The organism is Geothrix sp. 21YS21S-2, from assembly GCF_030846775.1.
GTDB lineage: Bacteria > Acidobacteriota > Holophagae > Holophagales > Holophagaceae > Mesoterricola.
In genome coordinates this window covers 4,135,171-4,148,038 of record NZ_CP132910.1, presented here as the reverse complement: position 1 = coordinate 4,148,038, position 12,868 = coordinate 4,135,171, and the positions used below count along the sequence as shown (strand labels likewise).

13 protein-coding genes and 1 other RNA gene are annotated in these 12,868 nt (G+C 66.0%); 10 read left to right on the top strand and 4 right to left on the bottom strand.

Annotated features, from left to right (window positions below; all coding sequences use genetic code 11):
- Nucleotides 1-52: 52 nt before the first annotated feature.
- The 3 genes from RAH40_RS18355 to RAH40_RS18345 form a co-directional block, all read right to left on the bottom strand.
- Nucleotides 53-448 (bottom strand): L-serine ammonia-lyase, iron-sulfur-dependent, subunit alpha, encoded by a 396-nt coding sequence (locus tag RAH40_RS18355; protein WP_306599050.1) that lies wholly within the window; start codon nt 446-448, stop codon nt 53-55.
- 3 nt (nt 449-451) lie between these two features.
- Nucleotides 452-1,144: a hypothetical protein gene (locus tag RAH40_RS18350; protein ID WP_306599049.1), complete on the bottom strand. Its 693-nt coding sequence runs from the start codon at nt 1,142-1,144 to the stop codon at nt 452-454.
- A 267-nt stretch (nt 1,145-1,411) separates the two neighbouring features.
- On the bottom strand, nt 1,412-2,092 hold the full coding sequence (locus RAH40_RS18345) for a TetR/AcrR family transcriptional regulator (protein ID WP_306599048.1): 681 nt from the start codon (nt 2,090-2,092) through the stop codon (nt 1,412-1,414).
- Between the two features lie 481 nt (nt 2,093-2,573).
- On the opposite strand from RAH40_RS18345, the gene RAH40_RS18340 reads away from it, so the two are divergent.
- From RAH40_RS18340 to RAH40_RS18330, 3 genes are all read left to right on the top strand, one after another.
- A complete protein-coding gene (locus RAH40_RS18340) occupies nt 2,574-3,161 on the top strand; it encodes a hypothetical protein (protein WP_306599047.1) in 588 nt (195 codons plus the stop codon).
- 131 nt (nt 3,162-3,292) lie between these two features.
- On the top strand, nt 3,293-4,306 hold the full coding sequence (locus RAH40_RS18335; RefSeq protein ID WP_306599046.1) for a hypothetical protein: 1,014 nt from the start codon (nt 3,293-3,295) through the stop codon (nt 4,304-4,306).
- A 794-nt stretch (nt 4,307-5,100) separates the two neighbouring features.
- Nucleotides 5,101-6,225 carry a Fic family protein gene (locus tag RAH40_RS18330; RefSeq protein ID WP_306599045.1) on the top strand — a complete coding sequence of 375 codons (1,125 nt, stop codon included), beginning with the start codon at nt 5,101-5,103 and terminating at the stop codon, nt 6,223-6,225.
- A gap of 131 nt (nt 6,226-6,356) precedes the next feature.
- Here RAH40_RS18330 and ssrA read toward each other — a convergent pair.
- Nucleotides 6,357-6,742: a transfer-messenger RNA gene (gene ssrA, locus RAH40_RS18325) on the bottom strand.
- 93 nt (nt 6,743-6,835) lie between these two features.
- Between ssrA and gmk the strand changes: the two genes are divergently transcribed.
- From gmk to RAH40_RS18290, 7 genes are all read left to right on the top strand, one after another.
- Entirely contained in the window at nt 6,836-7,471 is a 636-nt protein-coding gene (gmk, locus tag RAH40_RS18320) for a guanylate kinase (RefSeq protein WP_306599044.1), read from the top strand.
- 12 nt (nt 7,472-7,483) lie between these two features.
- The gene (locus RAH40_RS18315; RefSeq protein WP_306599043.1) at nt 7,484-9,076 is read left to right on the top strand and encodes a S41 family peptidase; all 1,593 of its coding nucleotides are present in this window, start codon (nt 7,484-7,486) and stop codon (nt 9,074-9,076) included.
- Nucleotides 9,076-9,375: a hypothetical protein gene (locus tag RAH40_RS18310; RefSeq protein WP_306599042.1), complete on the top strand. Its 300-nt coding sequence runs from the start codon at nt 9,076-9,078 to the stop codon at nt 9,373-9,375. The genes RAH40_RS18315 and RAH40_RS18310 overlap by 1 nt, the downstream gene beginning before the upstream one ends.
- Nucleotides 9,372-10,607 (top strand): ABC transporter permease, encoded by a 1,236-nt coding sequence (locus RAH40_RS18305; protein WP_306599041.1) that lies wholly within the window; start codon nt 9,372-9,374, stop codon nt 10,605-10,607. Before RAH40_RS18310 ends, RAH40_RS18305 begins: the two co-directional genes overlap by 4 nt.
- Before the next feature lie 6 nt (nt 10,608-10,613).
- Nucleotides 10,614-11,180, top strand: a complete 567-nt coding sequence (locus RAH40_RS18300; protein WP_306599040.1) for a 3'-5' exonuclease — start codon at nt 10,614-10,616, stop codon at nt 11,178-11,180.
- Entirely contained in the window at nt 11,177-11,854 is a 678-nt protein-coding gene (locus RAH40_RS18295) for an ABC transporter ATP-binding protein (protein WP_306599039.1), read from the top strand. The genes RAH40_RS18300 and RAH40_RS18295 overlap by 4 nt, the downstream gene beginning before the upstream one ends.
- 78 nt (nt 11,855-11,932) lie before the next feature.
- Nucleotides 11,933-12,814 (top strand): hypothetical protein, encoded by an 882-nt coding sequence (locus RAH40_RS18290; protein WP_306599038.1) that lies wholly within the window; start codon nt 11,933-11,935, stop codon nt 12,812-12,814.
- Nucleotides 12,815-12,868 lie beyond the last annotated feature (54 nt).

Sequence of the window (12,868 nt, the reverse complement as noted above, 5' to 3'; positions counted from 1 at the left end):
GCTGTCGCCGATCCGTTTCCTGGCCTTCCTTGAAAGGTTCAGGGCATCGGCATTACGGTCGCAATTTGTCCTGCATGATCCGCAGGATCTCCGTGTCCACGCCGGCCATACCCCGTTGGGCCAGCCGTCCCAGATTGGAGAGCGAAGCCCTTCCGTCCTTCCCGACGATGCCGTCCGTCGCAGGAATGCCCATGCCCGCCAGGGCCATGCTGGCCGCCCGGAAGGCGGCTTCCACCCCGGTCAGGGTCTTCATGGCGCAACCGATCTTGGCCCCATCGCAAATCATCCCCGCCAGGTTGCCGACCATGGTGTTGACGGCAAGGCTCACCTGCTCGTGGCTGCCACCCTCCAGGAAGACGAAGGCTGACGCGATTCCTATGCCCGCGGCGTTCGCCGCCCCGCAGATGGCGGAGAGGGACCCGAGGTGCCAGGTGGCCGCGGAGGCCATGAGTCAGCCGAAAGCCAGGGCTTCCTCGACCCGCTCTTCCGCATGGCCAGCCCGCCTGCCGCCTTCGAAAACCGGGATCGACAAGGTGATCCCATTGTTGCCGGATCCGGCCAGGGTCATCACCGGGTTGGATTCCCCGGACATGCGCGCGAACACCCCGGCACTGACCAGGTGGGACAGGGCCACCGGAGCTTCCGGACGGCCGGGCCCAGCGAATCCACCCGGAAGAATCCCCAAGCCGTGCTTGGCGATCTTCATGTTCATGGCAAAGCCACGCTGGAGCTTTGCCCGGTCTTCCCGGGAGAGGGTCCTCGCCAGATCCATGAGGCTCTCGATGGGTAGCTCGGCCAACAGCTGCCGGATGGGAACACCCTTCGCCCCTTCCGGCAGGGCGTCCTCCCCGCGCACCAGGACGCCATCCTTTTCCAGCCGCGCAAGATTGCCGTGGTCATGGAGGAGCAGCGCACGGCCGGTGCCCTGTTCCCGGACGACCGTCACCTCGATCATCAGGCCGGTCCGGGAGGAATCAATGTCCACACTGACGCTTCCGCTCCCCAGGAGGACGCCGGAGGCCTCGATGGCCGCGTCGGTGATGCCTTCGAAACTGCTCAACCCGAGGCTGCCATCCGGCAGGTTGGCGCCGAGCGCCTCCGCCCACAGAATCCCGGTAGCCCGGTTTGAGTTGGGAATCCCCACCGCGTAGCAATTCTTGTAGGTTCGCGCATCACACCTGAGGCGGACACTGCGGATCGCTCAGGAACCCTGGGAGGCGGCCAGAGAAGCAGCCCAGGCAACGGCGAAGGGCTCAGTGCACCCCAAAGCCGGTTTCCATTCCGAATCCAGTTACCGAGTGATATTCATGGCGATCCCTTGACGGAATTTTGTACGCATTCAACCGTCAATTGTATGCAGCACAAGGCCTATGAAAGGGGAACAAGGCCATCCTGCCCTGGCTGGAATGGCTCAGGAGCCTGCGTTCAGGTTCAGGTAGCATTCGATTCCGTCCAGCACCCGTTCAAGGCCGAAGTCGAAGCCCTCCTCCATCGTGCGCGGCCTTCCCGCGCGCACCGGCATCGGCGACGAATCCGTGATCCCTCCCGATTGCGAGGTGAGGATGGCGGACAGATTCGGGTAGCGCGGGTCGTTGATCGCCCGGCGGAGGTCCGCGCCCACGGCCTTCGCCCACGCTTCGGCTGGAATGCCGCGGGACAGGGCCCTGGCGAGCGAGATGGCCGTGTCCGAGGCTCCGCTCACATATCCATGGACCACGCTGAGCATGTCCATCCGGTCCTCGGGGCTCAGGGGCGTGTCGGCGATGGCCTGAAGGAACGCTTCGTGCCAGCTCAGCCAGTTGGGGCCATGGGGAGCCGCCACGAACGGCAATTCCGCCAGCCAGGGCCGCGAACACAGCATCGCCCGCTTCGCATGGGCCCAGTGTTTCACCTCCTGACGCCAGCCCCCCCGCGGACCGCACCTTTCCGGCGGCCTTCCCATGGCGGCGTCGACGGCCGCGTCCATCAACGCCTCCTTGTTCGGGAAGTAGCGGTAAAGCGCCATCGTCGTGAACCCGAGCCTTTCGGCGACCGCGTGCATCGTAAGCGCTGCAAGGCCATCTCCATCGGCCAGGGCGATCGCGGCCTGCATGATGTCCTCGCGGCTCTTCGTGGGCTTGAAGCCCCGGCCTGGCCGGGGCTGCGCCTCCCAGAGCCGTTCGCTCCGCTTTTCTAGCTCCCGGCCCGCGCCCTCGGGATCGCCGGAGGCCTTGGGGGTGTCCCCGGGGCTCGGCCGGTGCCCTTGGCCAGTCCTACCTGCCATGTCGCTCCCTTTCCATGGGCCATTGACTAAACCCCTACAGTGTATACCGTATACAGAACAGTGTATGCCGTATACACTTCCGATCGTCCCGGCGCCGAAGTCAGCCCAATTATTAATAGATGGTCTCAGTCTCATTTTCGGTCACAGTTGCCGCACGGCGGCATGGACACGGAGAACGCCCGCAAGACGCCCACCGGTGCGCCCACTGGCTCCATCCACCTGAAGGGAATCCCGAATGCCCGCCCGTCGTGCAAACCCCACCACTCACCCCCGAACAGCCCCTTCCCGCCCTCCGGGTTTCACGCGCACCGTGTTCGCGGCCCTTGGGGCGGCCGTTCTGGGCCTCGCCTCCATGCGCCCGGCCGAAGCCCACACACCCCCCCGACAGGCGGACGCATGGGAACTCTACCTCACCGGCGGCTGGCTCATTCCCACCGGCGCCCAGCGGGCCGGCATCAAGGGCGCCGATCTGACGGCGTTGGTCGTGTCCTATGTCCCCCGCCCGTCGTTCGCCGTCACGGGCACCTTCCAATGGGCGCGGAGCCACGCCCTCGCCATCGCCGGCGAGCCCAAGCTCGACATCTTCACCTGGGATGTCGGGGCCGAAACGCGCGGCACCCCCAGGTCCCTGGGCGGCGCCTGGACAGTCGCGCCTTTCGCCGGCATCGGCGGCGGCGCCCGGACCTACAACATCCCCGAGCTCCCCGCCGATCCAACCTGGAACCTCGCCGCCTATGGCAGCGCGGGAGGCGAGTTCGCCATCCGCCGCGTTCACCTGCGCCTCGAGGTCCGGGACTATGTCTCCAGGTTCAAGCCGCTCACGGGAGGCGGCAAGGCTGCCACCCGCAACGATGTCGCCGTCATTCTTGGCCTGCGCTTCGTCAAGAAGACTGCCTGATGACCTCTTTAACCCAGACAAAGCAGACGAGGAGGCATACCATGGCCCCGCACGACGACATGGCGGCACCGAGCCGCCGCGAAGGAACGATTTCGATCAACAGCAGCGCCATCCATCCCTGGAGGATTGTCATGAAAGCAGCTGCGCGTTTCTGCCTGGTCTCCCTTTCGTTCCTGATTTTCGCGGCCCTTCCCCTGGCCGCCCAGGTGGGCTGGTCCAGCTACGAGGTTCCCGCCAAGGACGAAGGCGCACCGGCCATCACGGTGGCGCTCACCTACCCCAGCCCATCGCCAGCCCGGGACATCCCCATGGGTCCCTTCAAGGTCCACGCCGCCATCAAGGGTGAGCCGGAACCCACGGTCAAGGGCCTGATCGTGGTGAGCCATGGACTGGCCGGGTCGGAACTCGCCCATGGCCGATTGGCCGAGGCCCTGGCCGCCCGTGGCTACCTGGTGGCCGCCCTCCGCCATCCGGGCGACAACTGGATGGACAGTTCCTTGTTGAACAAGACCCCGGAGCGGTACTTCTCCGAACGGCCGCGCCAGGTCGGCCGGGTCATCGACGCCTTGATGGCCGACCCCGCCTGGAAGGACCGCATCGCCCGCGACGCCAAGGGCCCGCGGATCGGCGCCCTGGGTCATTCGGCCGGCGGCTATACGGTCCTTGCCCTGGCCGGAGGTATCGCCGACCCTGCCCAGTCGAAGCGGCACTGCCGGGAGGAAGGCAAGGACGACCCCCTGTACTGCCGCACCGTCGGGTCCGAGCGGCCCACCGTCCCGCCCCAGGCCGGCCCGTCCCTCAAGGACGACCGGATCCGCGCCGTGGTGGCCCTGGCCCCCTTGGGCGTCCTGTTCACGGCCGAGTCCCTGGCCACGGTCCAGATCCCGGTGGCGATCCATGCCGGAGCGAAGGACCGCTGGCTGGTCCCGCGCTTCCACGCCATGTGGATCGCAAAGAACCTGCCCGGCGCGGAACTGCACCTGGTGCCCAACGCCTGGCACTTCGCCTTCATGGATACCCCCAGCATCCCCATCCAGACCCCGGACGGCGACATCGCCGCCGATCCACCCGGGTTCGACCGGGCCGCCTATCTGAAAAAGCTGGGCCCGGAACTTGCGGACTTCTTCGACAAGGCGCTCAAATAGCACAGAGGGCCCGCCTTTCGCCGGGCCCTCTGAAGTCTGAACACTTCATCGCGTTATTGGAGTCTGGGGCCCCATCCCTTTTCATCCCAAATAGTCGGGTAGGCCGGGGAGCTTGCGCCCCCGGCCCCCCTCAGATCCGGACGTGCGGGACTACCGCATCCGGCTCCTCGTATCACGGTCGCTGAGGGCGTAGTTTCGAGGCATAACTGATGACAGGTGCCAGCGGAAAACGAGCCAGCAGCTTGTTCATCCGCTCCCAGGTCATGCGCGCCCGTTGGGACCTACGATTGAGCCATCCGCGCCACCTTCGCCCAACTTCGTAGCGGAAGTGCGCCAGGGCCCTAGCTTGCCGGCGTCGCGGCGATCAGGATCTTTTCGAGCGTGCATTTTGCCGGCTAGGATGCCCAGTGAGCGCGGGGACTCATCCCTCCCCCAGGTGATTCTCCAACGCATTCCCAGGGAGGTTGCGCAGGATGTGAACGGCCTCATCCAACATGACACCTCCTGTCCGGGACAACGCCACGGTCATGGTTCTCACCTATCTTTCACAGGGCTGTTAAAAGCCAATCAAGAACTAGGGATCACAAGCCCTGTGCCGTGAAGGAAATGATGTCAGGGCTGGAGTATGGCCGTTCGTTGGATGCCAATCAGACGGCTGGAATGCCCTTCCCCGACCTCCACTAACCGGGAAGCCAACTTGACGGGCTGAATGTGCGGCGAACGCCGCCTGTATTCACCGCAATAATTGCATCGATAATCTTGTCAAAGCGGTGAAAGCACCCCATATTTACCGCATGAAGAGCGGAGATTATCCCTTCCTTTGGCAATCAAACGATTGGCCAGAATGGCGTTTCGACCTGGCGGCCCTAGCCGACCCAATGGCGAAAGCCAGCCATGCCCAGGGACTGCTGCTCGGGCGCCTCGCCGATGTGGGCCTGGACACACGAGCCCGGGCCAACCTCGCGGCCCTCACCGAGGATGCCCTCAAGACCAGCGAAATCGAGGGAGAGATCCTGGATGCGCATTCGGTCCGCTCATCCGTCGCCCGCCGCCTGGGCATCGACATCGGAACCCTTGCCCCTGTGGACCGACATGCCGACGGTGTCGTGGACATCACGATCGACGCCACCATCAACAGCCAGGCTCGAATGACCCGGGATCGGCTGTTCGGTTGGCATGCCGCCCTGTTTCCCACGGGGTACTCCGGCCTGTCCAGGCTACGGGTCGGCGCCTGGCGTGACGATGCCAAGGGTCCCATGCAGGTCGTGTCCGGCCCCACGGGCCGTGAACACGTGCACTTCGAGGCACCGCCCGCGGCCCGCCTGGAAGCCGAGATGGACCGGTTTCTCCGTTGGACCGACGATAAGCCCGTCGAACCGCCACTGATCAGGGCCGGGCTGGGCCACCTGTGGTTCGTCACCTTGCATCCCTTTGACGACGGCAATGGCCGCCTCGGACGCGCCATCGGCGACCTGCTCCTTGCGCGCGCGGACGGAAGTTCCCAGAGGTTCTACAGCCTGTCGGCCCAGATCCAGAGGGAAAGAAAGGCCTACTACGCGATCCTGGAGCAGACCCAAAGGGGGTCTCTGGATGTCACGCTTTGGCTCGCCTGGTTCCTGGATGTCCTGCACCGGGCGGTCCTTCGGGCCCAGATCGCGCTTGACGAAGTCCTGGCCAAGGGCCGTTTTTGGCAGCGCTGGGCTGGACTCGCGTTGAACGAACGCCAAGTCAAGCTGCTCATCAAGCTGCTGGACGGATTCAAAGGCAACCTGACCACCAGCAAATGGGCAGCCATCGCCAAATGTTCCCAGGACACGGCCTTGCGGGACATCAACGACCTGGTGATGCACGGCGTACTCAGGAAAAGAGACGCCGGAGGCCGCAGCACCAGCTACGAATTGAATCGAACCCAACCCTGATTTCGACAAAACGCCTGCTGGCCCGGAAATTCACCCCGACGCGTCGCTGCGAACCTTGAACCCCATCCTGTCGTTCTCGACAGGTTTGGGTTCCGCGACACAACAGCCCGGCTTTCGCCGGGCCCTTTGATTGGTGGAGGTGGCGGGAGTTGAACCCGCGTCCAAGAAGCGAGACATGGAGGGTCGTTACAGGCTTGGTCCGGATCGCGTGACCTCTGCGGGGAACCGGACAACCCCGATCGAGGACGTGCCCCCCAATCTCGGCTGCCGTCAGGGGGCGTCGCGGCAACCTATCCTGTCCTGTCGTCCGGCAGACCGAAGTCACCCTTTCAACAGTTTAACGAGCCCGCTACCAGGAGATCACGGGGACTCGCTCGTCCGCCGGTTAGGCGGCGAGGGCCAATTCAAAGTTGTCGTTGGCGTTTTTGTTTTTTATCGGCTTGATAAGGGGGCCAACCGATAAACCCCCGCCTGCGCCTCTCACACCTGCGGCAACCTGTCGAAACCAGTCACCCCCGGGTGGTGCGTCCCCTGTCGCCTCGCCCCGCGAGGTGCGGCTGACCGGGGTCCTGAGTATGAGACCTCCGCCGGGGGACCACAAGCGGCTAAGATGTTCCTTTGGAGCCACCCATTGATCGGTCATTCCGGGAACGTATTCGTCCTTTCCGCCCCGTCGGGCACCGGGAAATCCACCTTGGCCAAGCGGCTGGTAAAGGACCTTCCTGATCTTGATTTTTCCATATCCTTCACCACCCGGGCCCCCAGGGCCGGGGAGACGGACGGCAAGGACTACTTCTTCGTGTCCCCAGCCACCTTCGACGAGATGATCCGCACGGGCGGCCTCGTGGAATGGGTGGAGGTCTACGGGCATAAGTATGGCACTGGCAAGGAATGGATCACGACCCACCTGGCGGCCGGCAAGGACATCCTCCTGGACATCGAGACCCAGGGGGCCCGCAACGTCCACGAGGCCATTCCCGACGCGGTGATGATCTTCCTCATCCCCCCTTCGGCAGCGGAACTGTCCAACCGGCTGAGGAGCCGGGGGCGGGATCCCGAAGCGGAGATCCAGGTGCGCCTGGATTATGCCAAGCACGAACTGTGCGAGTACCCCGCATATGACTATCTTGTAGTGAACGACACGCTGGACCGGGCCTACCGGGACCTCGAATCCATCGTGCTCGCCACCCGCCTCCGGCGGGAGCGGATGGGTGACACGGCGCAACGGATACTCGAAGGATTCTGAAGGGGCGCGAACATGGCGCGTTGGTTCAAGAGCAGCTGGATCTGGATGGTCATCGCGATCACGGTGGCGGTCTACGCCCCGCTCGCGGGGCGCACCGGGGACGAGAAGGCCCGGCAGAGGTCCCTCGACACCCTCACGGAGATCATGGGCCTGGTGCAGAAGCAGGCCGTGGACCCCCCTGCCCCCAAGCAGGTCTCGCACGCCTCCATCTCGGGCATGCTCCACACCCTGGACCCCCACTCCTACTACATGGACGAGTCCGAGTTCCGCACCATGCGCGAGGACCAGCGCGGCTCCTTCTTCGGCATCGGCTCCATCATCCAGCAGCAGCCCGACGGCGTGGTGGTGGTGAGCACGGTGCGCGGCGGCCCCTCCGAGAAGGTGGGCATCCGCGCCGGGGACTTCATCCGCGAGGTGGACGGCAAGAGCACCGAGGGCTTCACCAGCACCGCCGTGGTCCAGAAGCTCCGCGGCGACAAGGGCACCGTGGTGGAGGTGGCCGTGCAGAGGGCGGGCTTCCCCGGCCTCATCCGCTTCTCCATCACCCGCAGCGAGATCCCCTCCAACAGCGTCCAGTACGCCTTCATGCTCACGCCCACCACGGGCCTCATCGCCATCAAGGACTTCGGGGAGACCACCTCCGAGGAGTTCGAGAAGGCCGTGCGGAACCTCAAGGCCCAGGGCATGACCGACCTCCTCCTGGACCTGCGCAACAACGGCGGCGGCATGCTGGACGCGGCCACGGGCATCTGCCGGCAGCTCCTGGGCGCGGGCGAGCTCATCGTCACCCAGAAGGGCCGCGACGGCCGGGACATGCAGGAGACCCGCACCCCCAAGGGTTCGGTCCTCGACACCTTCCCCATGGTCATCCTCATCAACCGCGGCACCGCCTCGGCCTCGGAGATCGTCACCGGCGCCGTGCAGGACCACGACCGCGGCGTGGTGGTGGGCCAGACCAGCTGGGGCAAGGGGCTCGTGCAGGCCGTCATGGCCATCAACCGCACCCGGGGCCTGGCGCTGACCACGGCCCGCTACTACACCCCCTCGGGCCGGTGCATCCAGCGCGACTACCAGCACGGCATCGACGACTACCTGCTGCCCGAGGACACCAAGGAGCCCCTGGGCGACAAGGGCCCCGTATACAAGACCGACCTGGGCCGCACGGTCTACGGCGGCGGGGGCATCACCCCCGACTACACCGTCGAACAGGCCAAGCTCACCACCTTCGTGGGCAACCTCCGGTTCCGCACCAGCGCCTTCTTCAAGTTCGCGGTGATCGAGAAGGAGAAGCACGGCATCAAGCCCCAGCAGGTGCCCGACGAGGCCCTCATGAAGGCCTTCCACGCCTGGATGAAGGAGCAGAAGATCGAGTGCACCGACGCCGAGTGGAACGACCCCGCCAACCAGGCCGAGATGCGCGACCAGCTGGCCATGGAGATGCAGAACGTGGCCTACGGGATGGAAGCCGGGTTCAAGTACATCTCCGGCCGGGACCCCCAGGTCAAGAAGGCCCTGGAGGTCATGCCCGAGGCGGCGGCCATGCTCAAGAAGAAGGTGCTTTCCATGAAGGACGGCAAGGACTCCCCGCTGGTCGCCCGCAACTGATGCCCAAGCCCCGGGCCTACTCCCCGCTGCTGGACTCCCTCGGCCGGAGCCTGCGCTTCTTCTACCTGCTCTGGGGCGGCATGCTCCTGGGGACCCTGGCGGCCTACAACCGGGTGCGCCTGCCGGCCTTCATCTGGGGGTGGCCGCGGGTGGCCAAGTTCTGGTTCACGCCCCTGGGCCGGGGGCTGATGCTGGGCATCGGCCTGGCCATGGCCATCGCAGCCCTCGTCGAGGTGTGGGAACTGGTGGACCGGATCCTGGTGCGCTTCCTGCACGACCATGAGAGGGAACGCCCGTGACCTCCTTCGAGGCCTTCGTCGCCAACCGCTACCTCCATACCCGCAAGAAGGGCGCCTTCGTGCGCGTCATGGTGCGGTTCGCGCGCTGGGGCATCGCCCTGGGGGTGTTCGCCATGGTGGTGGCCCTGGCCATCGCCAACGGGCTCCTGGAGGAGATCCAGGCCAACCTCTTCTCGGCCACCGGGCACTTCACCGTGGCCCACCTGGAGGGGGAGATCCCGGACACCCAGGCCGCCCTGGCCCGCATCCGCCGGACCCCCGGCGTCGTGGCGGCCAGTCCCATGCGCATGGACCACGGCCTCATCCGGCCCACCAACTCCACCGCCCCCCCTTCCCCGCTGCTGCTCAAGGGCGTGGACCCGGCCTCGGCCCACGGCACCTCGCGGATCTTCGACTCCCTGGAGCCCACGCCGGTGGAGAGCCTCAAGGAAGGGGAGATCCTCCTGGGCGCCACCCTCGCCAAGGACCTGGGCATCCACGTGGGCGACCCGGTGGCTGTCGTCTTCATGCGGCTGGACCTGGGCCTCTCGGGCCTCCAGCCCAAGCTGGCCGCCTACAAGGTGGCGGGCATCTTCACCAGCCACATCGGCGAGTACGACAAGGCCTGGGGCTTCATCCACATCAACGACTCCATGCGCCTTGCCGGGAGCGAACAGGCCGAGTTCATCGAGGTGCGCGCCCCCAGCATCGACGCCATCGAGCGCACCAAGCCCGCGGTCATGGGGGCCCTCAACGGCGGCGGCAAGGGCCCCTGGCTCGCCCAGGACCTGCGCGACACCAACCGGGCCCTCTTCGCCGCGCTGAAGGTGGAGAAGTGGATGATGGCGGCGATCTTCTCGCTCATCGTGCTCATCGCCGTCTTCAACATCGTGGCCAGCCTGGTGCTGCTGGTGACGGAAAAGCGCCGGGACCTGGGCGTGCTGCTGGCCCTGGGGGCGACGCCCCGCCAGGTGCAGCGGCTCTTCGAGCTGCAGGGCATCCGCATCGGGGCCGTGGGCACCTTCTGGGGCCTGGCGGTGTCGGTGCCCCTGTGCCTGGTGGCGGACCGCTGGAAGCTGATCCCGCTGCCCTCGGCGGTGTACGACTTCATCACCTACGTCCCCCTGCGCTTAAGCTTCCTGGACATCGCGGTGGTGGCGGTCTTCCCGCTGCTGGTGGCCTGGATCGCCTCGAGGTTCCCCGCGCGGCGGGCCTCGGGCGTGGACCCCGTGGACGCCCTGCGGGCCGAGTGAGGAACCATGAGCCAATCGCTGCTTTTCATCGACACCGAGACCGGCGGCCTGGATCCCCGGAAGCACAGCCTGCTGAGCGTGGCGCTGGTGGTGGGTGACGCCGGCGGGGTCGCCAACAGCCTGGAGATCCTCATCCGCCACGAACCCTACGTGGTCTCCGCGGGAGGGATGAAGGTAAACCGCATCGACCTGGTGCAGCACACCGCGGGGGCCCTGGAGCCGGACATCGCCCTGGGGGTGATGAACGTCTTCCTGGACCAGCACTTCCCCCACATCTGCAAGCCCATCATCCTGGCAGGGCACAACGTCGGCTTCGACCAGGCCTTCCTGGGCGCCTTCCTGGACAGCCTGGGGCACAGCCTGGAGCCCCGCTTCAGCCACCGCGTGGTGGACACCCACAGCCTGGCCGCGGCCCTGCGGGACGCCGGCAGGCTGCCCCTGGACAACCTCAGCTCCACGGCGCTCTTCGCCCACTTCGGCATCGAGGTTCCCGAGGAGAAGCGCCACACCGCCCTGGGCGACGCCCTGGCCACCTTCGAACTCTACTGGAAGCTCGTGGGGCTCATGCGATGACGGGAATGGCCCTCTCCATCCGGGACCTGCACAAGACCTACCTGGGCGCCGAGCACCCCGTGTTCGACGGCTTCTCCCTGGAGGTCGAACCCGGCGAGCTCTGCGCCGTGGTGGGCGTCTCGGGCGTGGGCAAGACCACCCTGCTCAACTGCGTGGCCGGACTCGACCACTGGGAGGGCGGCACCATCGAGGCCGGCGGCCACCAGGTCCCCACGGGCCGGCCCGAGGCCTCGGCCCTCTTCCGGCGCGCCCACGTGGGCCTGGCCTTCCAGCAGCCCCACCTCCTGCCCGAGTTCACGGTGGAGGAGAACCTCCTCATGCCCATCCGCATCGCCGGGGACGTCACCCCCGCCCACGAAGCCTGGGTGCGCGAACTCCTGGCCACCGTGGGCCTGGCGGACCTGGGCGGGCGCCTGCCCAGCACCCTCTCCGGGGGCCAGGCCGCGCGAGTGGGACTGGCGCGGGCCCTGGCGCGGCGCCCCGGCCTGTGGCTCCTGGACGAGCCCACCGGGAACCTGGATCCGGCCACGGCGCTGGAGGTGTTCGAATTCCTGATGAGGCTCCACCAGGAGCTCAGGCCCACGACGCTGCTGGTCACCCACAACATGGCGCTGGCCGAAAGGTGTGGGCGGATCGTGCGGCTGGGGCCGAAGGTGGTGGAGGAAGTGCGGTAGCCTGAACGGCCGGAATAAGCCGTTCCGTGGTCCGCCGACGCGCGGGGTCGCTACACTTCGCCCGGGAGGATCCGGACCATGCACATCGCCAACCCCATCTATGATGTCGTCTTCAAGTACATGCTCGATGACGAGAAAGTGGCCCGCCTGCTGCTTTCCGCCCTGCTGGGCAAGGAAGTGCTCGAGTTGCAGTTCCGCCCCACGGAAGTGCATTTCGAGGCGCCCAAGCCGGACGGCACCCAGCTCCTGGTCCTGCGGATGGATTTCGCCGCCAAGGTGCGCCAGGAGGACGGCGGGCACAAGCTGGTCCTGATCGAGATCCAGAAGGCCCGCACTGCCGGGGACGTGCAGCGTTTCCGGCGTTACCTGGGCGCCAATTACATGAGCCCGGAGAACGCCTACCTGGACCCGGACGGGGAGCAGCAGGCGCTGCCGATCGTGACCATCTACTTCCTGGGAGAAGGCCTGGAGTCCGTCGATGTGCCGGTGCTCAAGGTCAACAGGCATTATCTGGACGTAGCCACCGGGGACGAGGTGCGGATCACCGACCCATTCGTGGAAGCGCTCACCCATGATGCCATCGTGGTTCAGATCAACCGCCTGAAGAATCGCAGGCGAACCGATCTGGAACGCCTGCTGGAAGTGTTCGACCAGGGTCTGGCATCCCGTTCGGATCCGCATTTGCTTGATATCCTGGAGGAGAACTTCCCGGAGCGGCACCGGGAGGTGCTGCGCCGGCTGATGCGGGCCGGGGCGGAACAGGATGTCCGCGGAAAAATGGACGTGGAGGACGACCTGCTTGCCACCTTCCAGAGCCATGCACGGGAGTCCTCGGACTATCGTCAAGTCATCAAGGACCAGGGCCAAGTCATCGAGCAGAAGGACCAGGTGATCGAGGAGAAGGACCGCCTGATCACCGACCTGCAGAAGCGTTTATCAGCACTTGAGCGGGACCGGTAGGGATGTCGGCCCAGAGGTTCTGAACCGTGGCACGCAGATGCGAAGAAAAGAAGC

Coding starts and splice junctions, on each gene's coding strand:
- RAH40_RS18335 (WP_306599046.1), top strand. CDS start 3,293: ATGAAAGCAGCTGCGCGTTTCTGCCTGGTCTCCCTTTCGTTCCTGATT.
- RAH40_RS18300 (WP_306599040.1), top strand. CDS start 10,614: ATGAGCCAATCGCTGCTTTTCATCGACACCGAGACCGGCGGCCTGGAT.
- RAH40_RS18355 (WP_306599050.1), bottom strand. CDS start 448: ATGGCCTCCGCGGCCACCTGGCACCTCGGGTCCCTCTCCGCCATCTGC.
- RAH40_RS18290 (WP_306599038.1), top strand. CDS start 11,933: ATGCACATCGCCAACCCCATCTATGATGTCGTCTTCAAGTACATGCTC.
- RAH40_RS18315 (WP_306599043.1), top strand. CDS start 7,484: ATGGCGCGTTGGTTCAAGAGCAGCTGGATCTGGATGGTCATCGCGATC.
- RAH40_RS18330 (WP_306599045.1), top strand. CDS start 5,101: ATGAAGAGCGGAGATTATCCCTTCCTTTGGCAATCAAACGATTGGCCA.
- gmk (WP_306599044.1), top strand. CDS start 6,836: ATGTTCCTTTGGAGCCACCCATTGATCGGTCATTCCGGGAACGTATTC.
- RAH40_RS18310 (WP_306599042.1), top strand. CDS start 9,076: ATGCCCAAGCCCCGGGCCTACTCCCCGCTGCTGGACTCCCTCGGCCGG.
- RAH40_RS18295 (WP_306599039.1), top strand. CDS start 11,177: ATGACGGGAATGGCCCTCTCCATCCGGGACCTGCACAAGACCTACCTG.
- RAH40_RS18345 (WP_306599048.1), bottom strand. CDS start 2,092: ATGCAGGCCGCGATCGCCCTGGCCGATGGAGATGGCCTTGCAGCGCTT.